The sequence below is a fragment of the Citrobacter enshiensis genome (genome assembly GCF_029338175.1).
In the GTDB taxonomy this organism is placed as follows: Bacteria; Pseudomonadota; Gammaproteobacteria; order Enterobacterales; family Enterobacteriaceae; genus Citrobacter_D; species Citrobacter_D enshiensis.
The window spans coordinates 3,119,698-3,143,918 of record NZ_CP119862.1 but is presented as its reverse complement, the minus strand read 5'-3'; the positions used below and the strand labels follow the sequence as shown (position 1 = coordinate 3,143,918).

At 54.1% G+C, this 24,221-nt stretch carries 18 protein-coding genes and 1 tRNA gene; 10 read left to right on the top strand and 9 right to left on the bottom strand.

Going from position 1 to position 24,221, the window contains the following annotated elements; translation table 11 throughout:
- Positions 1-13: 13 nt before the first annotated feature.
- Positions 14-1,129 carry a macrolide transporter subunit MacA gene (gene macA, locus P2W74_RS15125; RefSeq protein ID WP_276292248.1) on the top strand — a complete coding sequence of 372 codons (1,116 nt, stop codon included), beginning with the start codon at positions 14-16 and terminating at the stop codon, positions 1,127-1,129.
- Positions 1,126-3,072, top strand: a complete 1,947-nt coding sequence (macB, locus tag P2W74_RS15120) for a macrolide ABC transporter ATP-binding protein/permease MacB (RefSeq protein ID WP_276292247.1) — start codon at positions 1,126-1,128, stop codon at positions 3,070-3,072. The genes macA and macB overlap by 4 nt, the downstream gene beginning before the upstream one ends.
- 84 nt (positions 3,073-3,156) lie before the next feature.
- Here the strand turns inward: macB and cspD are convergent, their stop codons facing one another.
- Entirely contained in the window at positions 3,157-3,381 is a 225-nt protein-coding gene (gene cspD / locus P2W74_RS15115) for a cold shock-like protein CspD (RefSeq protein ID WP_162379603.1), read from the bottom strand.
- 321 nt (positions 3,382-3,702) lie between these two features.
- Between cspD and clpS the strand changes: the two genes are divergently transcribed.
- Both clpS and clpA read left to right on the top strand, forming a co-directional pair.
- Complete coding sequence (gene clpS, locus P2W74_RS15110; protein ID WP_276292246.1) at positions 3,703-4,023, top strand: ATP-dependent Clp protease adapter ClpS; 321 nt, start codon at positions 3,703-3,705, stop codon at positions 4,021-4,023.
- A gap of 30 nt (positions 4,024-4,053) precedes the next feature.
- The gene (gene clpA, locus P2W74_RS15105) at positions 4,054-6,330 is read left to right on the top strand and encodes an ATP-dependent Clp protease ATP-binding subunit ClpA (protein WP_276292245.1); all 2,277 of its coding nucleotides are present in this window, start codon (positions 4,054-4,056) and stop codon (positions 6,328-6,330) included.
- Between the two features lie 355 nt (positions 6,331-6,685).
- On the opposite strand, the gene P2W74_RS15100 is transcribed toward clpA, so the two are convergent.
- The 3 genes from P2W74_RS15100 to P2W74_RS15090 form a co-directional block, all read right to left on the bottom strand.
- Positions 6,686-6,773, bottom strand: a tRNA-Ser gene (locus tag P2W74_RS15100).
- A gap of 148 nt (positions 6,774-6,921) precedes the next feature.
- Complete coding sequence (locus P2W74_RS15095; RefSeq protein WP_276292244.1) at positions 6,922-7,599, bottom strand: isochorismatase family protein; 678 nt, start codon at positions 7,597-7,599, stop codon at positions 6,922-6,924.
- A 19-nt stretch (positions 7,600-7,618) separates the two neighbouring features.
- Positions 7,619-8,479, bottom strand: a complete 861-nt coding sequence (locus tag P2W74_RS15090; RefSeq protein ID WP_276292243.1) for a pirin family protein — start codon at positions 8,477-8,479, stop codon at positions 7,619-7,621.
- A gap of 109 nt (positions 8,480-8,588) precedes the next feature.
- Between P2W74_RS15090 and P2W74_RS15085 the strand changes: the two genes are divergently transcribed.
- On the top strand, positions 8,589-9,497 hold the full coding sequence (locus tag P2W74_RS15085) for a LysR family transcriptional regulator (protein WP_276292242.1): 909 nt from the start codon (positions 8,589-8,591) through the stop codon (positions 9,495-9,497).
- Positions 9,498-9,576: 79 nt separating this feature from the next.
- Here the strand turns inward: P2W74_RS15085 and infA are convergent, their stop codons facing one another.
- The 5 genes from infA to trxB form a co-directional block, all read right to left on the bottom strand.
- Positions 9,577-9,795 (bottom strand): translation initiation factor IF-1, encoded by a 219-nt coding sequence (gene infA / locus P2W74_RS15080; protein WP_001040187.1) that lies wholly within the window; start codon positions 9,793-9,795, stop codon positions 9,577-9,579.
- A 285-nt stretch (positions 9,796-10,080) separates the two neighbouring features.
- Entirely contained in the window at positions 10,081-10,785 is a 705-nt protein-coding gene (gene aat / locus P2W74_RS15070; protein WP_276292241.1) for a leucyl/phenylalanyl-tRNA--protein transferase, read from the bottom strand.
- A 44-nt stretch (positions 10,786-10,829) separates the two neighbouring features.
- A complete protein-coding gene (gene cydC, locus P2W74_RS15065; protein WP_276292240.1) occupies positions 10,830-12,551 on the bottom strand; it encodes a heme ABC transporter ATP-binding protein/permease CydC in 1,722 nt (573 codons plus the stop codon).
- A complete protein-coding gene (gene cydD, locus P2W74_RS15060) occupies positions 12,552-14,318 on the bottom strand; it encodes a heme ABC transporter permease/ATP-binding protein CydD (protein WP_276292239.1) in 1,767 nt (588 codons plus the stop codon).
- Between the two features lie 112 nt (positions 14,319-14,430).
- Positions 14,431-15,399 (bottom strand): thioredoxin-disulfide reductase, encoded by a 969-nt coding sequence (gene trxB, locus P2W74_RS15055; protein ID WP_276292238.1) that lies wholly within the window; start codon positions 15,397-15,399, stop codon positions 14,431-14,433.
- Between the two features lie 545 nt (positions 15,400-15,944).
- Here trxB and lrp point away from each other — a divergent pair.
- From lrp to serS, 5 genes are all read left to right on the top strand, one after another.
- On the top strand, positions 15,945-16,439 hold the full coding sequence (gene lrp, locus P2W74_RS15050) for a leucine-responsive transcriptional regulator Lrp (RefSeq protein ID WP_000228473.1): 495 nt from the start codon (positions 15,945-15,947) through the stop codon (positions 16,437-16,439).
- Positions 16,440-16,516: 77 nt separating this feature from the next.
- Positions 16,517-20,533, top strand: a complete 4,017-nt coding sequence (ftsK, locus tag P2W74_RS15045; protein ID WP_412767195.1) for a DNA translocase FtsK — start codon at positions 16,517-16,519, stop codon at positions 20,531-20,533.
- A 122-nt stretch (positions 20,534-20,655) separates the two neighbouring features.
- Complete coding sequence (gene lolA, locus P2W74_RS15040; protein ID WP_162380079.1) at positions 20,656-21,267, top strand: outer membrane lipoprotein chaperone LolA; 612 nt, start codon at positions 20,656-20,658, stop codon at positions 21,265-21,267.
- A 10-nt stretch (positions 21,268-21,277) separates the two neighbouring features.
- Positions 21,278-22,621, top strand: a complete 1,344-nt coding sequence (gene rarA / locus P2W74_RS15035) for a replication-associated recombination protein RarA (protein ID WP_276292236.1) — start codon at positions 21,278-21,280, stop codon at positions 22,619-22,621.
- A 91-nt stretch (positions 22,622-22,712) separates the two neighbouring features.
- Positions 22,713-24,005: a serine--tRNA ligase gene (gene serS / locus P2W74_RS15030; RefSeq protein WP_276292235.1), complete on the top strand. Its 1,293-nt coding sequence runs from the start codon at positions 22,713-22,715 to the stop codon at positions 24,003-24,005.
- Positions 24,006-24,221 lie beyond the last annotated feature (216 nt).

Sequence of the window (24,221 nt, the reverse complement as noted above, 5' to 3'; positions counted from 1 at the left end):
ATTCAGGATTTTTATGAACATCAAGGGAAAGCTTAAAAAGCGGTATCTGCTTGCGATAGTGGTCATTATCGTGGGGCTGATTGCTGTCTGGAGAGCGCTGAATGCGCCGCTGCCTAATTATCAGACGCTGATTGTTCGCCCCGGTGACCTTCAGCAAAGCGTACTCGCCACCGGCAAACTGGATGCGTTGCGTAAAGTGGATGTCGGGGCGCAGGTCAGCGGGCAGTTGAAGACGCTGTCGGTGGCCATTGGCGATAAAGTCAAAAAAGACCAGTTACTCGGCGTTATCGATCCTGAACAGGCGCAAAACCAGATTAAAGAAGTCGAAGCCACGCTGATGGAACTGCACGCTCAGCGACTTCAGGCGCAAGCCGAATGGAAACTGGCGCGGGTGACATTTTCTCGCCAACAGCAACTGGCAAAAACGCAGGCCGTCTCGCAGCAGGATCTGGATACTGCCGCCACGGAGATGGCCGTTAAGCAGGCACAAATCGGCACCATTGACGCGCAAATTAAGCGAAATCAGGCGTCTCTGGATACCGCAAAAACCAACCTGGATTACACCCGTATCGTGGCGCCGATGGCGGGGGAAGTGACGCAAATCACCACCCTGCAAGGACAAACAGTGATCGCTGCCCAACAGGCGCCGAACATCCTGACGCTGGCGGATATGAGCACGATGCTGGTGAAAGCGCAGGTGTCAGAAGCGGATGTCATTCATTTGAAACCGGGGCAAAAGGCCTGGTTTACCGTGCTTGGTGACCCTCAGACACGCTATGAAGGGGCGTTGAAAGACGTTCTGCCGACGCCTGAAAAAGTCAACGACGCCATTTTTTACTACGCCCGTTTTGAAGTACCCAATCCGAATGGCGTTTTGCGTCTCGACATGACGGCTCAGGTCCATATTCAGCTTACCGACATTAAAAATGTTCTGACCATTCCACTCTCCGCTCTGGGCGACCCTATCGGAAACAATCGCTACAAAGTCACGCTACTGCGTAACGGAGAAACCCGCGAACGGGAAGTATCGATTGGCTCGCGTAATGATACCGATGTGGAGATCGTCAAAGGTCTGGAAGAGGGGGATGAAGTCGTTACGGGTGAGGGCAAACCAGGAGCCGCGCAATGACGGCGTTGCTGGAACTGAACGATATTCGCCGTAGCTACCCGTCTGGCGAGGAGCAGGTGGAGGTGCTTAAAGGCATCTCGTTGCACATTCAGGCGGGTGAAATGGTGGCGATTGTCGGAGCTTCAGGCTCGGGTAAATCCACGCTGATGAATATTCTGGGGTGCCTGGATAAACCCACCAGCGGCACCTATCGGGTGGCGGGGCAGGATGTTTCTACCCTCGACAGAGACGCGCTGGCGCAGTTGCGGCGTGAACACTTCGGCTTTATTTTTCAGCGTTATCATCTGCTCTCACATCTGACGGCGACACAAAACGTCGAGGTGCCTGCGGTTTATGCCGGAACCGAGCGTAAACAGCGACTAGCCCGCGCTCAGGAGCTATTGCAACGGCTGGGGCTGGGGGATCGTATTGACTACCGGCCTTCCCAGCTTTCTGGCGGGCAACAGCAGCGTGTCAGTATCGCCCGCGCGCTGATGAACGGTGGGCAGGTTATCCTTGCGGATGAGCCCACGGGGGCGCTGGACAGCCATTCTGGCGAAGAGGTGATGGCTATTCTGCATCAACTGCGCGATCGCGGTCATACGGTCATTATCGTCACTCACGATCCACTGGTCGCGGCGCAGGCAGAACGGGTGATTGAAATTCACGATGGCGAGATTGTGCGTAACCCGCCGTCGCAAAAAACGGTTAGCGGTGAGAGTATTGCCGGAACTGCCGTTAAGACCGCCTCCGGCTGGAATCAGTTTGTCAGCGGTTTTCGTGAGGCGCTGACCATGGCGTGGCTGGCAATGGCGGCCAACAAAATGCGCACGTTGCTCACGATGCTGGGGATCATCATCGGTATCGCATCGGTGGTGTCGATTGTGGTGGTGGGCGATGCGGCAAAGCAACTGGTGCTGGCGGATATCCGTTCTATCGGAACCAATACTATCGATATCTATCCCGGCAAAGATTTTGGCGATGACGATCCCCAGTATCAGCAGGCGCTGAAATACGACGATTTGACGGCGATTCAAAAACAACCCTGGGTCAGTTCCGCGACGCCTGCAGTTTCGCAGAATCTACGCTTACGTTACGCAAATATCGATGTGGCGGCCAGCGCCAATGGCGTCAGCGGGGACTATTTTAACGTTTACGGGATGAGTTTCAGTGAAGGAAATACCTTTAATCGTGAACAGTTAAACGGGCGGGCGCAGGTGGTGGTACTGGACAATAACACCCGGCGTCAGCTATTTCCGAACAAAACTACGGTGGTGGGCGAAGTTATCCTGGTCGGCAATATGCCTGCCACGGTGATTGGCGTGGCGGAAGAGAAACAGTCGATGTTTGGCAGCAGTAAGATCCTCAGGGTCTGGTTGCCGTATAGCACGATGTCAGGGCGGGTGATGGGGCAATCGTGGCTGAATTCGATTACGGTTCGCGTGAAAGAAGGTTTTGACAGTGCACAGGCGGAACAACAGCTCACCCGTTTGTTGACGTTACGCCACGGTAAAAAGGATTTCTTCGCCTGGAACATGGATGGCGTCCTGAAAACGGCTGAAAAGACCACCCGTACCCTGCAACTGTTTCTGACCCTGGTGGCGGTGATCTCGCTGGTCGTCGGCGGGATAGGCGTTATGAACATTATGCTGGTTTCGGTGACGGAACGTACGCGGGAGATCGGTATCCGTATGGCGGTAGGTGCGCGCGCCAGTGATGTGCTGCAGCAGTTCTTAATTGAAGCGGTGTTGGTGTGTCTGGTGGGCGGAGCCTTGGGGATTGGCCTGTCGATGTTGATCGCATTTACGCTGCAGCTGTTTTTACCTGGTTGGGAAATCGGCTTCTCGCCGATAGCCCTGATTACCGCTTTTTTGTGTTCAACATTTACCGGGATTTTATTCGGTTGGTTACCGGCGCGAAACGCCGCCCGACTGGATCCTGTCGATGCGCTGGCCAGGGAATAATGTGTTGTATTCCTTCAAAAATAAAAATGCCAGCCCTGGGGGCTGGCATTTTGACTGCAGGATGTACACAATGAGACAGAAGAGCTATGCGACAGCTTCTGCTTCAATGATAGGCACGATGACACTGGCGTGATTGCCTTTTGGCCCCTGGTGAACATCAAACTGGACAGATTGTCCGGCTTTTAGCGTTCTGTAGCCATCCATCTGGATGGTAGAGTAATGGGCGAAAATATCTTCGCCGCCGCCTTCAGGGCAAATGAAACCAAACCCTTTGGCATTGTTGAACCACTTAACAGTACCCGTTTCCATGCTTCGACATCCTTCGTAAATCTTATATAAGTAAGATGGAATGAACCGGTGGTAGAGCGGAGGCTGTTCAAAACCTCGCCAACTCTCGAGAGTACAATTTAGAGAAATCAGGCGAGCCGTCAAGCATTTGGCGGGGGGGGTAGGGTAAAAATGAATCAAAATTTTGAAGCAGTTAACGCTATTGCCGGGGAATGTGACAGATGTCGCGGATGACAGTGATAGATGATAGTTATCTATTACTTGAGGTAGATTGATTGCGCATAGGCTCTTGTCAGCGGCAGGATGACTGCCGGTAACCGTAACCGAAGATGACGACTGACAATGGGTAAGACGAAAGACTGGCTGGACTTTGACCAGCTTGCGGAAGATAAACTGCGCGACGCGCTAAAACCGCCATCTATGTATAAAGTGATATTAGTCAATGATGATTACACTCCGATGGAGTTTGTTATTGACGTGTTACAAAAATTCTTTTCTTATGATGTAGAACGTGCAACTCAATTGATGCTCGCCGTTCACTACCAGGGTAAGGCCATTTGCGGAGTCTTTACCGCCGAGGTTGCAGAAACCAAAGTGGCGATGGTGAACAGGTATGCCAGGGAGAACGAGCATCCATTGCTGTGTACGCTGGAAAAAGCCTGAATGCAGGCATAAAAATTGGGGGAGGTGCCTATGCTCAATCAAGAACTGGAACTCAGTTTAAACATGGCTTTCGCCAGAGCGCGCGAGCACCGTCATGAGTTTATGACCGTCGAGCACTTGTTACTGGCGTTGCTCAGTAACCCATCAGCCCGCGAAGCGCTGGAAGCGTGTTCCGTGGATCTGGTTGCGCTCCGTCAGGAACTCGAAGCCTTCATTGAACAAACCACACCCGTTCTGCCTGCCAGCGAAGAAGAACGCGACACGCAGCCAACGTTGAGTTTTCAGCGTGTGCTGCAACGCGCCGTCTTCCACGTTCAGTCCTCCGGTCGCAATGAAGTTACCGGCGCTAACGTACTGGTGGCTATTTTCAGCGAACAGGAATCACAAGCGGCCTATCTGCTGCGTAAGCATGAAGTCAGCCGTCTTGATGTGGTGAACTTTATTTCTCACGGGACGCGTAAAGATGAGCCGAGTCAGTCTTCTGATTCAGGCAACCAACCGAATAACGAAGAGCAAGCTGGCGGGGAGGAACGTATGGAGAATTTTACGACTAACCTTAACCAGCTTGCGCGCGTGGGGGGGATCGATCCGCTGATTGGCCGTGAGAAAGAGCTGGAGCGTGCCATTCAGGTTCTGTGCCGCCGTCGTAAGAATAACCCGCTGCTGGTGGGTGAATCCGGTGTCGGTAAAACGGCGATTGCGGAAGGTCTGGCCTGGCGTATTGTCCAGGGCGATGTGCCGGAAGTGATGGCGGATTGCACCCTCTACTCACTGGATATTGGCTCGCTGCTGGCGGGGACCAAATATCGTGGTGACTTTGAAAAACGCTTTAAAGCGCTGCTGAAACAGCTGGAGCAGGATACCAACAGTATCCTGTTCATCGATGAGATCCACACCATTATTGGTGCGGGAGCGGCATCGGGTGGCCAGGTGGATGCGGCAAACCTGATCAAACCGTTGCTCTCCAGCGGCAAGATCCGTGTGATCGGTTCTACGACCTATCAGGAATTCAGCAACATTTTCGAGAAAGACCGTGCTCTGGCGCGTCGCTTCCAGAAAATCGATATTACTGAGCCGTCGGTGGAAGAGACCGTGCAGATCATTAACGGTCTGAAACCGAAGTACGAAGCGCACCATGATGTTCGCTATACCGCGAAAGCGGTGCGGGCGGCGGTAGAACTGGCGGTGAAATATATCAATGACCGTCATCTGCCGGATAAGGCGATTGACGTGATCGACGAAGCAGGGGCGCGTGCGCGTCTGATGCCGGTCAGCAAGCGCAAGAAAACCGTCAACGTGGCGGATATTGAATCCGTGGTGGCGCGAATTGCGCGTATCCCTGAGAAGAGCGTCTCGCAGAGCGATCGCGACACGCTGAGAAATCTCGGCGACCGTCTGAAAATGTTGGTCTTTGGCCAGGATAAAGCCATTGAGGCGCTGACCGAAGCCATCAAGATGAGCCGCGCGGGACTGGGTCACGAGCATAAACCTGTCGGTTCATTCCTGTTCGCCGGACCTACTGGCGTGGGGAAAACCGAGGTGACGGTACAGCTCTCCAAAGCGCTGGGGATTGAACTGCTGCGCTTTGATATGTCCGAGTATATGGAGCGTCACACCGTCAGCCGTTTGATCGGTGCGCCTCCGGGATATGTCGGTTTCGATCAGGGCGGTTTGCTGACGGATGCGGTCATTAAACACCCGCATGCCGTGTTGCTGCTGGATGAGATCGAGAAGGCGCACCCGGATGTCTTTAACCTGCTGTTGCAGGTGATGGATAACGGTACGCTGACCGATAATAACGGCCGCAAAGCGGATTTCCGCAACGTGGTGCTGGTGATGACCACCAACGCCGGCGTGCGTGAAACTGAGCGTAAATCCATTGGCCTCATTCATCAGGACAACAGTACGGATGCGATGGGTGAGATCAAGAAAGTCTTTACGCCGGAGTTCCGTAACCGTCTCGACAATATTATCTGGTTTGATCACTTGTCTACCGAGGTGATTCATCAGGTTGTTGATAAGTTTATTGTCGAGTTGCAGGTTCAGCTGGATCAGAAAGGCGTCTCCCTGGAAGTTAGCCAGGAAGCGCGTGACTGGCTGGCTGAGAAAGGCTACGACCGGGCAATGGGCGCGCGTCCAATGACCCGCGTGGTGCAGGACAACCTGAAAAAACCGCTGGCTAACGAGTTGCTGTTTGGCTCGCTGATGGACGGTGGCCAGGTGACTGTTGCCCTGGATAAAGAGAAGAATGAGCTGACGTATGGTTTCCAGAGTGCGCAAAAGCACAAACCAGAAGCCGCGCATTAATTTCTTATCGTCTGATGAACCGGGCCACTGAGCCCGGTTTTTTTATGCGTTTTTATGTCGGATGGCGGTATACGCCTTATCCGAACTACGGTACGTGCTCATTCGTAGGCCGGATTAGGTGCCTGCACCAGGCAAAAAAAAGCCCGTACTTTCGTACGAGCTCTTTCTCGAATATGGCGGTGAGGGGGGGATTGACTCGCTTTGCTCGCCCTCACGGGCAGCCCACTCACTGCGTTCGTGGTCTGTCCAACTGGCTGCGCCAGTTGTCGAACCCCGGTCGGGGATTCTCATCCCCCCGGTGCGTGCAACATGCGAAAAAAAAGCCCGTACTTTCGTACGAGCTCTTTCTCGAATATGGCGGTGAGGGGGGGATTCGAACCCCCGATACGTTGCCGTATACACACTTTCCAGGCGTGCTCCTTCAGCCACTCGGACACCTCACCATATTGTATTGCTGCCTGACCGCTTGGGGGGCAACGGGGCGCTACTATAGGGAGTTGCGCTAAAACGGTCAAGCAGTATTTACGCTTTCACTCTCGTTTGGTTACGCAGTGTACATCTTCCTGCCCGACGTGGTGCAGGGGAGATGAATTAGCGCTGTGAATCTAGCTTTTCGCTGTTCTTCACCACTTCCTGCGCCCTGCTGTAGCTTTCAATCAGCAGCTGATAGGTCGGGAATATGTGGGTGTACACTTCAGCCCATTCGCCCGCGTCTTCACGATTCCAGGTGCCCTGTAGTTCAGCAGCGACCGCCGCCGTATCCATCGGTACGACACCGGCCTGCACCACGCGGGCGAGGGTGATTTCTTGCGCCATTTTGCTGTACGTGCCCGAAGCATCAATCACGGCAAATACCCTGTAACCTTCAGCCACTGCGCTGATGGCCGGGAACGCCATGCACACGCTGGTAATCGTGCCTGCGATGATAAGCGTTTTACGGCCCGTTGCTTTTACTGCCTTAACGAACTCGTCGTTATCCCAGGCGTTAATTTCGCCTTTACGTGCAACGTACTGCGCATGCGGTGCATTGGCGTGGATCTCGGGGATAAGGGGGCCATTAGGACCCTGCGGTACGGATGCGGTGGTAATAACCGGCATTTTCGACAGGGTTGCCATTTTGGCCAGCGCGGCGGCGCGTGCGCGCAACTCTGACATTGGCATATCGCCTACGGTCTGGAACAAACCGCTCTGGTGATCGATCAACAGCATCACGGAATCATTCACATCAATAACCGGACGCAAACCATTAAAATTAGCAGGACTGGACATGGTGTTCTCCTCAATGTTTTCAGATTTGGCCAAAACGACCAGAGTTAAAATCGCGAACAGCTTCAGCGATCTCTTGCTTTGTGTTCATCACAAAGGGGCCATAACCGACAATCGGTTCATTTAACGGTTCCCCCGCCAGCAGCAGGATGGTGGCGTCGCTGCTGGCGTCGAGATGGAAGGCTTCCTCCTGTTGGCTGAGTACCGCCATTTGCGCTTCATTGACCGGCGTGGTGCCGTTTACCGTAATGCTGCCTTTCAGGACAATCAGCGCGGTGCTCCAGCCCGCAGGCTGAGAAAGCGTGATGTCGCAGCCTCGCTGTAAACGCATATCCCAGACATTCAGCGGCGAGAAGGTGTGTGCCGGGCCTTTTGTTCCCAGGAAGTCGCCTGCGATGATCCGCGCCGTGCCAGCCTCGCCAGGTAAAGCAACGGTGGGAATTAGCTCACTGCTGATACTCTGGTAGCCCGCAGCGGCCATTTTGTCTTTGGCGGGCAAGTTCACCCACAATTGCACCATCTCCAGCTCTCCGCCGCGTTCAGTAAATGCAGGAGAGTGAAATTCTTCGTGCAGAATGCCCGCGCCCGCCGTCATCCACTGCACGTCACCTGGGCCGATGATGCCGCCGCGACCGGTTGAATCGCGGTGCTCAACTTCACCGCTGTAAACGATCGTGACCGTTTCGAACCCCCGGTGAGGATGTTCTCCAACGCCGCGTTTTTCAGTGCCTGGCGCGAAGGTGTGAGGGCCTGCGTAATCCAGAAGCAGGAACGGGCTTAACTGTTGCGCATGGGACTGGTAAGAGAACAGCGAACGAACCGGGAATCCATCGCCAACCCAGTGCGGGCGAGGTGCGGTGTAGACGCCTGTTACGTGTTTCATCTTTATCTCCTCAATGGCGTAGTGGTGTTGCCAATAAGCTTATATTCATGACAATAGGGTGTGTAGTGGCTAAAATGGCATGGACTGTTCTATAAACGGGACAATAAAAATGAAACCGGATCTCAATGATTTTGCGTGGTTTGTTCATGTCGTCGAGGAGGGGGGATTTGCTGCGGCAGGTCGCGCGCTCGATGAACCTAAGTCAAAACTCAGTCGGCGTATCGCACAACTTGAGGAGCGCCTGGGGGTCAGGCTGATTCAGCGTACGACACGGCAATTCAATGTGACTGAAGTCGGGCAGACGTTTTATGAGCATTGCAAAGCGATGCTGGTTGAGGCACAGGCGGCGCAGGACGCTATCGCTGCGCTACAGGTTGAGCCGCGCGGCGTGGTGAAGCTGACCTGTCCCGTCACGTTGCTGCACGCGCATATCGGTCCGATGCTGGCTAAATTTTTGGCGCGCTATCCCGATGTTTCACTGCAACTGGAAGCGACTAATCGTCGTGTTGATGTGGTGGGTGAGGGGATTGATATTGCGATTCGCGTCAGGCCGCGTCCTTTTGAGGATAGCGATCTGGTAATGCGTGTATTATCCGATCGAGGACATCGCCTGTTTGCCAGCCCGGCATTGATCGCCAGGATGGGGCCTATTTCTTCCCCCGCAGAGCTCAACAACTGGCCTGGCCTGAGTCTTGCCGCCGGGAAACATATGCACCGGTGGGAATTATTTGGGCCTGAAGGGGCGCGGGCAGAAGTGCATTTTATGCCGCGTTTGATTACCACCGATATGCTGGCGTTGCGTGAGGCGGCAGTCGCGGGGGTTGGCGTTGTACAGTTACCGGTATTGATGGTCAAAGAGCAACTGGCTGCCGGTGAACTGGTGGCTTTACTGGAGGGTTGGGAGCCGAAAAGGGAGGTTATCCACGCGGTATTTCCTTCGCGACGTGGATTGCTGCCTTCCGTACGTGCATTGGTCGATTTCTTAATGGAAGAATATGCGCGGATGGTAGAAGATTAACCGCGTGACATAGCGCCCACGAAAAAGGCCGGATAAACCGACCTTTTATTATCTTTACGCCATTCGGGCGCGAAAACAATCAGCGACTACGGAAGACAATGCGGCCTTTGCTCAGGTCGTACGGGGTCAGCTCAACAGTCACTTTGTCGCCCGTCAGGATGCGGATATAGTTTTTACGCATTTTACCGGAGATGTGTGCAGTAACCACGTGACCGTTTTCTAACTCTACGCGGAACATGGTATTAGGTAACGTTTCAAGAACGGTACCCTGCATTTCAATATTGTCTTCTTTGGCCATCTAATCCTCTGGGGTATCACTACCGTAATTTGAACCGGCAAGATAATGCCGAAGTTCTTTTAATAAGTAAAGATTTGCGCGTTTAAAACACAGCAAATCAGGTTTGGCGCATTACTCCGATCACACACGGCAAAGCCGCACTAAAAGCGCAACGTGTAAGGGAGCGATGAGATAAACGATGGGCGTTACCTGACGCGAACTGTTCCTTAACGGCGGCGGGGTAATGGGCATAACCTGCTCTGCGGCACAATTATAACACTCCGACAAAAAATGTGCCGAAAACATTCACTCCTGAGGCGAAAATAACGTGCGAGGCACCCAAAAAAGGGCTGGTAACCGCTGCTGGCGCATTATGTTGAGGTGTTCAAGGTATTCACGGCGTGCTATTTCCACGGCCCCCAGCGACGCAGTATGGCTATTGAGCACCTGGCAGTCGATCAGTTTTCCCCCCTGACGGCGAAATTCAGAGCAAAAAACAAACAATGCTGTTTTGGAGGCATTTTCCTGGCGGCTGAACATCGACTCACCGCAAAAAAGGGTGCCTTGCGATACGCCGTACATTCCGCCGACTAATTCATTGTGGCGCCATACTTCAATGGAGTGCGCGTGGCCTAATTCATGCAAACGATGATAAGCCTCCACCACATCGCGCGTTATCCATGTCCCTTCCTCGCGATCGTTGGCACAGCCTTCAATGACCTGGTCAAAAGCATAATTCAGCGTCACCCGATAGGGCGAGTGTTTGTGAAAGCGCTTCATGCTGCGACTCAGATGAAAGTGATCCGGCCATAAAACAGCGCGAGGGTCGGGGGACCACCAGAGAATCGGATCGCCAGGCGAAAACCACGGAAATATGCCCCGCTGGTACGCCATTAATAAGCGGGCGGGGCTAAGATCGCCCCCAAGGGCTAATAGCCCATTGGGCTCGCGCAAAGCGCCTTCCGGGGAAGGGAAGGCTATTGAGTGGCGAGAAAGCTGAACCAGGCGCATGACAGCACAACTCCAGTACGCAAGTCGGATCGTTCAATAATAGCTTACAGACGTTGCTTAAACTGGTAATAACGACCCTGCCTGGCTAACAGATCTGCGTGATTACCTTGCTCAATAATTTGCCCGTTGTCCATCACTATTATTTGATCAAAACGCGACAGCCCGCGCAGGCGGTGCGTGACCATTAACAGCGTTTTATTTCGCATAACATCAGCAAGCAATTCAAGCATTTGGCTTTCGGTTGTGGCGTCTAACCCCTCGGTCGGTTCATCCAGCAACATCAGCGGGGCGTCGTGCAATAATGCGCGGGCGATAACCAGACGGCGAAGTTCTCCGCCGGATAACTGGCGACCCCCTTCTCCTAACCAGCTATTAAGCCCGCCATCGTCGAGTAATTTCTCCAGACCGACACGGCTCAGTATTTCTGACAGCGCTTCGTCACTGGCGTCAGGTGCTGCCAGCAGAAGGTTGTCACGCAGCGTGGCGCTGAACAGATGTACGCGCTGCGGTACGACGCTGATGGTGGCGCGCAGCGTGGTTTCGTTAAGCGTTGAAATCGGCTGATTGTTGATGAGGATCTCGCCCTGCTGCGGGTCCCACGCACGGGTCAGTAACTGCAATAGCGTCGATTTGCCGCAGCCTGTACGCCCAAGAATGGCAATATGCTCGCCAGGATTCGCGTGCAGCGAGAGGGATTCCAGCGCTTTTTGCGCCTGCTCAGGGTAGCTGAACGAAATATCACGCAGCGTCAGCGCCACCTGCTCTGGCACCACTGAATCCGTATCCGGAAATTCCACCTCGGGCTTCTGTTCGGTGAGATCGGTAATGCGTAGCGCAGAGGCGATAACCTGACCAAGATGCTGGAACGCTCCCGTCACGGGGGCCAGCGCCTCAAATGCCGCCAGCGCGCAAAAGACGAAGAGTGCGATCAGGGCACCGGGTTTGTCGTTGCCACCCACGCCGCCGGAGGCCATCCACAGCATTAACATCACCGCCATCGCGCCAATCAACAGCATGACGGCCTGTGACAGCGCGGTCAGTTCAGACTGATGGCGTTGGGCTTCATGCCACTGCAATTCCGTACTTTCCATTTGCGCCCGATAGCGTTCACTGGCGCCAAAGATCGTCAATTCTGCTTGTCCCTGCAGCCAGGCGGTGAGCTGCTGGCGATATTGTCCGCGCAGGTGGGTCAGGCTCTGTCCGGTACTCTTCCCCGCGCGGTAAAACAGCGGAGGCAGAATGAACAAGGTCAGCAACATAACCCCCCCCAGCGTTATCGCGAGGGTGACATCGAGAAAGCTCAGGCCCACGGTGACGACCACAATCACCACAAAGGCACCCACTATTGGGGAGATGACGCGCAAATAGAGATGATCGAGCGTATCGACATCGGCAACTACGCGGTTAAGCAACTCCCCCTGGCGATAACGGGCAAGCCCCGCCGGAGAGAGGGGTAACAGTTTGCTAAAGGTATAAATTCGCAGATGCTGCAAGACGCGAAATGTCGCGTCGTGGCTCACCAACCGTTCAAAATAGCGACCCGCAGTGCGGGTAATCGCCGCGCCGCGCACGCCTGCGGCAGGCAGCATATAGTTAAAACTGTAAATGCCGGTAACGCCAACGACGGCAGACGCGGACAGGAACCAGCCGGACAGCGTCAACAGCCCGATGCTGGCCAGCAGTGTGACGATCGCCAGCACGATCCCAAGCGTTAACATCCATTTATGGCGCTTGTAGAGCGTTAAATAGGGTAGCAAGGCGCGCATTCAGATGTCCTCCTGACGGTGAGCCAGTAACGTGGCAAACGGCCCGTTGGCGGTACTGAGTTGGTTATAATGACCGTGTTCGATAATGTGCCCGTCCTGCATCACCCAAATAGCATCCCAGTCGGCCAGATCTTCGAGCTGGTGGGTGACCATCAAGGTGGTCTGGCGTCGGGAAGCGGCGTTCAATGCCTGCATGACGCGCTGTTCGCTGTGAGCATCCAGGCTGGCTGCTGGCTCATCCAGTAAAAGCAGTTTGCATGGGTTCAACAACGCGCGAGCAACCGCAACGCGCTGCGCCTGGCCGACGGAAAGCCGACCAGCCTGATCGCCCGTCGGTGTGTCCAGCCCTTGTGGCAGCATGGGCAGAAATTCACTGACCCAGGCGTTGTCGAGCGCGGCTCTGAGCTCTTGCTCAGTGGCATTCGGGCGCGCTAACAACACATTTTCCCGCAATGTTGCCGCAGGGAGTTGCGGGTTTTGCCCAACCCAGGAAAGCTGCTTACGCCAGGATTCGGGAGACAAATCGCGCAGTTCAATGTCGTTAACACGCAATGACCCCTGGTATGAGAGAAAACCGGACAGCGCATTCAGCAGAGAGCTTTTCCCTGAACCACTGCGCCCGACCAGCACTGCGCGGTGGCCTGCTGGCAGTGAGAAATTCAACGGACCGGCGAGTATTTTGCCTTCAGGGGAGGTGATAATGAGATCCCGGGCTTCAATCGAGACAGGGTCTTTCGTCGTGAGCTCAATATCGCCACGTTCCGGGTGGGCAAGGGGCGTTTCCATAAACGTTTTCAGGCTGTCAGCCGCGCCTACGGCCTGGGCTTTAGCGTGATAAAACGTGCCAAGGTCGCGTAAAGGCTGAAAGAACTCAGGGGCAAGAATCAGCGCCAGGAAACCGGCGGCAAGCGTTACGCTGGTGCCATAGTGCCCGAAGTTAAGTTCGCCAAGATAAGAGAAGCCGAAGTAGACGGCGACCAGTGCGATGGAAAGCGAGGTAAAGAACTCCAGGACGCCCGAGGATAAAAAGGCGAGGCGCAGGACTTCCATGGTGCGTTGGCGAAAATCCTGCGACGCGGCGCGAATGCTTTCGGTTTCTGCTTCCCCACGCCCAAAAATGCGTAACGTTTCCATGCCGCGCAAACGATCGAGAAAATGGCCGCTCAGGCGTGCAAGCGCCAGGAAATTACGGCGGTTGGCATCTGCCGCCCCCATGCCAACCATCGCCATGAATAATGGAATCAGCGGCGCCGTTCCGAGCAGGATCAGCGCGGCAGCCCAGTTGGTCGGAAAAATGGCGGCGACGATCAGCAATGGCACGCAGACAGCAAGCGCCATTTGTGGAAGATAGCGCGCATAGTAATCGTGCATATCGTCAATCTGTTCGAGCACCAGCGTCGCCCAGCTTCCCGCAGGCTTCCCCTGAATCCACGCCGGTCCTGCCTGTTGCAGACGATCCAACACCTGGCGACGTATTTCGAAGCGGATATGCTGCCCGGCATGAAAACCGACCCGTTCACGCAGCCAGACGACCCATGCGCGGAGGATAAAAATCAGTGCCAGAACGATAAAAGGGAGGAGGAGGGCTTCACGAGGAATGTTCTCCATAATCATATGTTGCAGAATACGCGCCATGATCCAGGCTTGAGCGACAATCAATAAGCCGCTGACAAATCCCAACAGACGAGAAATGTTCAGCCAGCGCTGGGAGATGACGCTTTGCTGTTTTAACCAGCGAGTTAACTCTTTTTGACGGGTTTTATTCATTGCACGCTTAGCAGGTGAGTTATCAGAATTTTAGGCAGGGCAATGTTACAACGGGGCAAAAATAAAGGCGACTTATAGTCGCCTTTTTTACTTTTGTTGCTGATTTGTAAACTTATTTGCCAGCGTCGGCTAAACCGTCGAGATAACGCTCTGCATCCAACGCCGCCATGCAACCTGTTCCCGCAGACGTAATCGCCTGGCGGTAAATGTGGTCCATCACGTCGCCAGCCGCAAAGACGCCCGGAATACTGGTTTGCGTTGCATTACCGTGAATGCCTGACTGAACCTTGATGTACCCGTTTTCCAGCTCAAGCTGACCGTCGAAAATAGCGGTGTTCGGGCTGTGGCCGATGGCAACGAACAGACCCGCAACGTCCAGCGATTCAATGTTGTCGGTGTTATGCGTATCGCGCAGGCGCAGGCCAGTGACGCCCATCTGATCGCCAGTGACTTCTTCAAGCGTACGGTGGGTGTGCAGTACGATATTGCCGTTTTCGACTTTATCCATCAGACGTTTGATCAGGATTTTTTCTGCACGGAAACTGTCGCGACGGTGAATCAGATGGACCTCAGAAGCGATATTCGCCAGGTATAATGCTTCTTCAACGGCCGTGTTGCCGCCGCCGATGACCGCGACTTTTTGATTGCGATAGAAGAAACCGTCACAGGTGGCGCAGGCGGAAACGCCACGCCCCTTGAACGCTTCTTCTGATGGCAAACCGAGATAGCGGGCGGAAGCCCCGGTGGCGATGATCAGCGCATCACAGGTGTATTCGCCATTGTCGCCAGTCAGACGGAACGGACGGTTCTGCAAATCCACCTTATTGATATGATCAAAAATTATCTCAGTATCAAATTTTGTCGCATGTTCATGCATGCGTTCCATCAACAGCGGACCCGTCAGCTCGTTTGGGTCGCCAGGCCAGTTTTCCACTTCGGTCGTGGTGGTCAGCTGACCGCCTTTTTCCATACCGGTTACCAGTACCGGTTGCAGGTTTGCACGCGCAGCGTAGACCGCAGCGGTATATCCCGCTGGTCCTGAACCAAGAATAAGCAGTTTACTGTGTTTGGTCGTGCCCATGAGATCCCCATAGTTGTTGGCAGGCAATGGGCAGGATTGTAGGGAATTTGGTGGCGTAAAAAAAGAGTATAGCGATTTTGTTAACAATTTGTGTAATAGCAGGAACCAATGAGAGGCCATGGTGAGGGCGCGACTATAATGATTTCTACTTAAAATAGGGCCGTTATAAGGTGATAAAATGACGATTAACGACCGCTCCCAATGAATAATTGGCATGTTGTACTAAAAATCGATGTTTTGCTTTGACAATCCCCTGCTGTTTTGCGAAAACATTCATTGAAGAAGAAAACAGTGATATGTGTGTGATGCATAACCATGCATGTAAATACCATGTTTACCGGCTAGCGAAATCTACGCATGGTGTGGACAGACGCCATTCGTGATATCGATAGCGGCCATCAGGCAACGGTCTTCTCACTATAGACCCGGCATTGCGCGCCGTTAATCCCTCTGGGTTTCGGTCTATTGTGATGGGCATAGGCTCTAAACAGTGATGTGCAAAGAGTCAGGCAGGAGTAGGGAAGGAATACAGAGAGACAATAATAATGGTAGATAGCAAGAAGCGCCCTGGCAAAGATCTCGACCGCATCGATCGCAACATTCTTAATGAGTTGCAAAAGGATGGCCGTATTTCGAACGTCGAGCTTTCTAAACGAGTTGGACTTTCACCGACACCCTGCCTTGAGCGTGTTCGTCGGCTGGAAAGACAGGGATTTATTCAGGGCTATACAGCACTGTTAAACCCGCATTATCTGGATGCATCACTTCTGGTTTTTGTTGAGATTACTCTGAATCGTGGTGCGCCGGATGTGTTTGAGCAATTTAACACCGCAGTACAAAAACTTGAAGAAATTCAAGAGTGTCATTTAGTTTCCGGTGACTTCGACTACCTGTTGAAAACACGCGTGCCGGATATGTCTGCCTATCGTAAGCTGCTGGGGGAAACCCTGCTGCGTCTGCCTGGCGTGAATGACACACGTACCTATGTGGTGATGGAAGAAGTAAAACAGAGCAATCGTCTGGTAATTAAGACGCGCTAACACGGAACAGGTGCAAAATCGACGCACTTTGATTACACTCCTGTTAATCCATACAGCAACAGTGCCGGGGCGACCCGGTGCTGTTGTCCGTTTTAGCATCGGGCAGGAAAAGCCTGAAACCTGGAGAGCCTTTTTTGAGCCAGGAATACACTGAAGACAAAGAAGTCACATTGACAAAGTTAAGCAGCGGGCGCCGACTTCTGGAAGCGTTGCTGATCCTTATTGCCCTTTTTGCCGTCTGGTTGATGGCTGCCTTACTGAGTTTTAATCCCTCAGATCCCAGTTGGTCGCAAACGGCATGGCACGAACCTATCCATAATCTGGGCGGTATGCCGGGAGCCTGGCTGGCTGACACCTTGTTCTTCATATTCGGCGTAATGGCTTACACCATCCCGGTCATTATGGTGGGGGGATGCTGGTTTGCCTGGCGACATCAGGCCAGCGACGAATATATCGATTATTTTGCCGTGTCGTTGCGCGTGATTGGCGTGCTGGCGCTCATTCTGACCTCCTGCGGTCTTGCGGCAATTAATGCTGATGACATCTGGTATTTCGCCTCTGGCGGCGTGATTGGCAGTTTGCTGAGCACGACGCTTCAACCTTTGCTGCACAGCAGTGGGGGAACCATCGCGTTATTGTGCATCTGGGCCGCCGGTCTGACGCTGTTTACGGGGTGGTCGTGGGTCAGCATTGCCGAAAAATTAGGCGGCTGGCTGCTCAATCTTCTGACATTCGCCAGCAATCGTACCCGTCGTGATGATACGTGGGTCGATGATGAAGAGTATGAAGATGACGACGAGTTTGCCGATGAAGTTGACGGTGTAAAACGAGAGTCCCGACGCGCACGTATTCTCCGGGGCGCATTGGCGCGACGCAAACGTCTGGCAGAGAAGTTTACCAACCCACGCGGTCGTCATACCGATGCGGCGCTGTTTTCCGGCAAACGCATGGATGATGAAGACGAAATTGAATACAGCGCACGTGGCGTACCTGCCGATCCTAACGACGTGCTGTTCTCCGGGCATCGTGCGACTCAGCCTGAATATGAAGAATATGATCCGCTGCTCAATGGTCACTCGGTCACCGAGCCGGTAGTCGCCGCCGCAGCAGCAACAGCGGCTACGCAAGCCTGGGCCGCGCCTGCCGATCCCGCGTTACAAACACCATCGATTCCCGGCGCCGAACCTGTGCCTGTTGCACCTGAGATGCAATGGCAACCTGTCCCTGCGCCGGAATATACCGACCCCGTTATTGCCCCAGCACCGGAAGGGTATTCGCAACCGTCGCAATATGTTCAACCTCAGGTTCCCGCGCATGAACCCTGGCAGCAACCCGCGCCAGTTGAACCTCAGCCGCACTATTATGCGCCACCGGTTGCGGAACCTGGCTACGAACAGCCTGTAGTACCACAACCGCAGACGCCATGGCAGCCACAGGAATCCGTTGCGGAGCAAAGCTGGCAACCTGAACCGGTTTACTCACAAGCGCCGGTGCATCCGTCTGAGCCAGTTTATCAACCGGAACCTGCTGTCGTTGAGCCTGAGCCAGAGGTTGAGGAATCTAAACCTGCTCGCCCACCGCTTTACTATTTTGAAGAGGTGGAAGAGAAGCGTGCGCGTGAGCGTGAGCAACTTGCGGCATGGTATCAGCCCATTCCTGAACCCGTGAAAGAACCTGAGCCGGTGAGATATTCTTCACCCGTGACGGCGGCTGTACCGCCAGTGGAATCCATTGCCGCCGTTGCGCCATTAGCCGCAGGCGTGAAAGACGCAACGATAGCGGCAGGGGCGACAGCTGCTGCTGCAGCGCCGGTGTTTAGTCTTGCGGGGAGCGGTGCGCCACGTCCGCAAGTTAAAGAAGGTATTGGACCGCAGTTACCGAGACCCAATCGTGTGCGTGTTCCAACGCGCCGCGAGCTGGCATCGTACGGCATCAAATTACCTTCTCAACGAATGGCGGAAGAGAAAGCGCGTGAGGCGGGGCGTCTCGATTCTGATATGCAGTACTCTGAAGACGAAATCGAGGCGATGCAGCAAGATGAACTGGCTCGCCAGTTTGCACAATCGCAGCAGCATCGTTACGGCGAAGAGTATCAGCACGATGTGTCTCAACCGGAAGACGAAGATGCCGCCGCTGAAGCCGAGCTGGCGCGCCAGTTTGCCTCTTCACAGCAACAGCGTTATTCCGGTGAACAACCCTCAGGCGCGAATCCATTCTCGCTGGATGATTTTGAATTCTCCCCCATGAAAACATTGGTGGATGAGGGACCGCATGAGCCGTTGTTTACCCCGGGCGTGATGCCGGAGCCTGCGCCTGTTCAACAGCCGCAATATCAGCAGCCACAACAGCCTGTTGCACAGCCGCCTCAGTACCAGCAGCCACAGCAGCCTGTCGTACAGCCGCCGCAATATCAGCAGCCACAGCAGCCTGTTGTTCAGCCGCCGCAGTACCAGCAGCCACAGCAACCTGTCGTACAGCCTCCGCAATACCAGCAGCCACAACAGCCTGTTGTACAGCCGCCGCAGTATCAGCAGCCTGTTGTACAGCCAAAGGAAAGCCTTATTCACCCGTTGCTGATGCGTAACGGTGACGGTCGTCCGGCGCTTAAACCGACCACGCCGCTGCCGTCATTAGATCTGCTGACGCCGCCGCCAACAGAAATTGAGCCGGTGGATACCTTCGCGCTTGAGCAAATGGCACGCCTGGTCGAAGCTCGACTGGCGGATTTCCGCATTAAAGCGGATGTTGTGAACTACTCGCCGGGTCCGGTGATCACTCGCTTCGAGCTGAATCTGGCGCCGGGCGTGAAAGCGGCGCGTATTTCCAACCTGTCGCGCGATTTGGCCCGTTCGCTGTCTACCGTTGCGGTGCGCGTAGTGGAAGTGATTCCAGGTAAACCTTACGTCGGTCTGGAATTGCCGAATAAAAAACGTCAGACCGTTTATCTGCGTGAAGTGCTCGACTGCGCGCGCTTTCGCGATAACCCGTCGCCGCTCTCTGTGGTGTTGGGTAAAGACATTGCCGGTGAGCCCGTGGTGGCTGACCTGGCGAAAATGCCGCACCTTCTGGTTGCCGGTACCACCGGTTCCGGTAAATCGGTCGGCGTGAATGCCATGATCCTCAGCATGCTCTACAAAGCACAGCCTGAAGACGTTCGCTTTATCATGATCGATCCGAAAATGCTGGAGCTCTCGGTTTATGAAGGGATACCGCATCTGTTAACGGAAGTGGTTACTGACATGAAAGACGCCGCCAACGCTCTGCGCTGGAGCGTCAACGAGATGGAACGCCGCTACAAGCTGATGTCAGCGTTGGGCGTGCGTAACCTGGCGGGCTACAACGAGAAGATTGCCGAGGCGAAACGCATGGGACGTCCGATTCCGGACCCATACTGGAAACCGGGCGACAGCATGGATGCCACGCATCCGGTGTTGGAAAAACTGCCGTATATCGTTGTACTGGTGGATGAATTTGCTGACCTGATGATGACCGTCGGCAAAAAAGTGGAAGAGCTGATCGCGCGTCTGGCGCAGAAAGCGCGTGCTGCGGGTATCCACCTGGTGCTGGCCACCCAGCGTCCGTCGGTTGATGTCATTACCGGCCTGATTAAAGCGAACATACCAACGCGTATCGCCTTTACGGTGTCGAGCAAAATCGACTCCCGTACCATTCTCGATCAGAGCGGCGCGGAATCGCTGCTCGGGATGGGGGATATGCTCTACTCCGCCCCGAACTCCAGCACGCCTGTACGTGTTCACGGCGCGTTCGTTCGCGATGAAGAAGTTCACGCCGTCGTGCAGGACTGGAAAGCCCGCGGTCGTCCGCAGTACGTCGACGGCATCACCTCCGATAGCGAAAGTGAAGGCGGCGCTGGCGGCTTAGACGGTGGCGAAGAGCTGGATCCCTTATTCGATCAGGCTGTGAACTTTGTGACCCAAAAACGTAAAGCGTCGATCTCCGGCGTACAGCGCCAGTTCCGCATTGGCTATAACCGTGCGGCGCGCATCATCGAGCAGATGGAGGCGCAGGGGATTGTCAGCGAACAAGGTCATAACGGCAATCGAGAAGTGTTGGCTCCGCCTCCCTTTGATTGATTGCAAAGATCGGTAAATAAATAAGAATTCAGTATTTTCTTCTTTCCTCATGCTGATTTTTGGCCTGGAATGGATAGCAGAGGGATCTCCCCATCGGGAGTGACGTATTTTGAGGAATAACAATGAAAAAAATCGCAATCACCTGTGCATTACTCTCAAGCTTTGTCGTGAGCAGCGTATGGGCCGATGCCGCCAGCGATCTGAAAAGTCGTCTGGATAAAGTCAGCAGCTTCCACGCCAGCTTCACTCAGAAAGTGACCGACGGTAGCGGTGCAGCGGTTCAGGAAGGTCAGGGTGATTTATGGGTTAAGCGCCCAAATCTGTTTAACTGGCATATGACGCAGCCTGACGAGAGCATTCTGGTATCTGACGGTAAAACACTGTGGTTCTTTAACCCCTTTGTCGAGCAGGCAACGGCGACCTGGTTGAAGGATGCGACAGGCAATACGCCGTTTATGCTGATTGCCCGCAACCAGTCCAGCGACTGGCAGCAATACAATATTAAGCAAAACGGCGATGACTTCGTCCTGACGCCGAAAACCAGCAACGGGAACCTGAAGCAGTTCACCATCAATGTCGGACGTGACGGCACCATTCATCAGTTTAGTGCGGTAGAGCAAGATGGTCAGCGCAGCAACTATCAGCTGAAGTCTCAGCAGAATGGCGCTGTAGAAGCATCGAAATTTACCTTTACCCCTCCGCAAGGCGTAACGGTAGACGACCAACGTAAGTAGAGGCATGTGAGTGAGCAATCTGTCGCTCGATTTTTCTGATAATACCTTTCAGCCACTGGCCGCGCGTATGCGGCCAGAAAATTTAGCGCAGTATATTGGTCAGCAGCATCTGCTGGCTGCGGGGAAACCATTGCCTCGCGCCATCGAGGCGGGTCATCTGCACTCCATGATCCTGTGGGGGCCGCCAGGCACCGGGAAAACCACCCTTGCCGAAGTGATCGCCCGTTATGCCAATGCGGATGTCGAACGTATTTCGGCTGTCACCTCTGGCGTGAAAGAGATCCGCGAAGCCATTGAACGTGCTCGTCAGAACCGTAACGCGGGCCGCCGCACTATCCTGTTTGTCGACGAAGTTCACCGCTTCAATAAAAGCCAGCAGGATGCGTTTTTGCCGCACATCGAAGACGGTACTATCACCTTTATCGGCGCCACAACCGAAAACCCTTCCTTTGAGCTGAACTCCGCGCTGTTATCGCGAGCGCGCGTTTATTTGTTGAAATCGCTGACCACCGACGATATTGAGCAGGTGTTGAGCCAGGCGATGCAAGACAACGCGCGTGGCTATGGCGGTCAGGATATCGTGCTGCCGGATGAAACACGCCGGGCGATAGCCGAACTGGTTAACGGCGATGCGCGTCGGGCGTTAAATACGCTTGAAATGATGGCGGACATGGCGGAAGTGGATGCCAGTGGAAAACGTGTTCTTCAGCCTGCGTTACTGACAGAGATTGCCGGGGAGCGCAGTGCCCGCTTTGATAACAAAGGCGACCGCTTTTACGACCTCATCTCCGCATTGCATAAATCCGTTCGCGGCAGCGCCCCGGATGCGGCGCTCTACTGGTACGCCCGGATCATTACCGCCGGTGGCGATCCGCTGTACGTTGCGCGTCGCCTTCTGGCCATTGCGTCTGAAGATGTGGGTAATGCCGACCCACGCGCCATGCAGGTCGCGATCTCCGCATGGGATTGTTTCACCCGCGTTGGCCCGGCAGAAGGCGAACGTGCGATTGCACAGGCGATTGTTTACCTGGCCTGTGCGCCAAAAAGTAATGCCGTTTATACCGCCTTCAAAACCGCGATGGCCGATGCGCGTGAACGCCCCGATTACGACGTACCGGTTCACCTGCGTAACGCACCGACCAAACTGATGAAAGAAATGGGCTATGGGCAGGAGTATCGCTACGCCCATGATGAGCCCAACGCGTACGCCGCGGGTGAAGAGTATTTCCCAGCTGAAATGGCACAAACACGCTATTACCATCCGACTAAACGGGGTCTTGAAGGTAAGATTGGCGAAAAGCTCGCCTGGCTCGCTGAACAGGATCAAAATAGCCGCACAAAACGCTACCGCTAGCGCAGGCGTTGCGGTAATGTTGGCAATGTATCTTTGCAACCGCAGGCTGCAGTTGCATTCCCTTTTTTAATTCGATAAGCACAGGATAAGCATGCTCGATCCCAATCTGCTGCGTACCGAGCCAGACGCAGTCGCAGAAAAACTGGCACGCCGGGGCTTTAAGCTGGATGTAGATAAACTTCGCGCTCTCGAAGAGCGTCGTAAAGTACTGCAGGTAGAAACCGAAAACCTGCAGGCAGAGCGTAACTCGCGATCGAAATCCATTGGCCAGGCGAAAGCGCGCGGGGAAGATATCGAGCCATTACGCCTGGAAGTGAACAAACTCGGTGAGCAGCTTGATGCCGCGAAATCTGAGCTGGATGTGCTGCTGGCGGAAATCCGCGATATCGCGCTGACCATCCCGAACATCCCTCACGATGACGCACCGGTTGGTAAAGACGAAAACGACAACGTTGAAGTCAGCCGCTGGGGCACCCCGCGTGAATTCGATTTCGACGTTCGCGACCACGTTACCCTGGGTGAAATGCACAGCGGTCTCGATTTCGCTGCTGCGGTTAAACTGACCGGCTCCCGCTTTGTGGTGATGAAAGGTCAGATTGCCCGTATGCACCGCGCACTGTCGCAGTTCATGCTGGATCTGCACACCGAACAGCACGGCTACAGCGAAAACTATGTACCGTATCTGGTGAACCACGACACGCTGTACGGTACCGGTCAGTTGCCGAAATTTGCCGGCGATCTGTTCCATACGCGTCCGCTGGAAGAAGAATCTGACAGCAGCAACTATGCGCTGATCCCGACTGCAGAAGTGCCGCTGACCAACCTGGTGCGCGATGAAATCATCGACGAAGACGACCTGCCGATCAAAATGACGGCGCACACACCGTGCTTCCGTTCTGAAGCGGGTTCTTACGGTCGTGACACGCGTGGTCTGATCCGTATGCACCAGTTCGACAAAGTTGAAATGGTGCAGATCGTTCGTCCGGAAGATTCCATGGACGCACTGGAAGAGATGACTGGCCATGCTGAGAAAGTGCTTCAGTTGCTGGGTCTGCCGTATCGCAAAATTGTTCTGTGTACCGGTGACATGGGCTTCGGCGCATGCAAGACCTACGATCTGGAAGTGTGGATCCCGGCTCAGAATACCTATCGCGAGATCTCTTCCTGCTCTAACGTCTGGGATTTCCAGGCTCGCCGTATGCAGGCGCGTTGCCGCAACAAGTCCGACAAAAAGACCCGTCTGGTTCATACTCTGAACGGTTCTGGTCTGGCTGTTGGCCGTACGCTGGTAGCGGTAATGGAAAACTATCAGCAGGCGGATGGTCGCATTGCGGTGCCGGAAGTGTTGCGCCCGTATATGAACGGACTGGAATATATCGGCTAATACTGGTTTATTTGATCTTAAAAAGCGCCTTAGGGCGCTTTTTTTATGCCTGTTTGATACCGAACAATAATCCATACCCCCTTAGAGGTAATACTGGCTTCGTATGAAACCCAGCACATTTCGCTGAACTTCATCACACTCATTATATACAAATCTATATAGCGATGAAATCGATATATAAATAACTACACAACGAAGTTTTGCTTTTGTTATGTG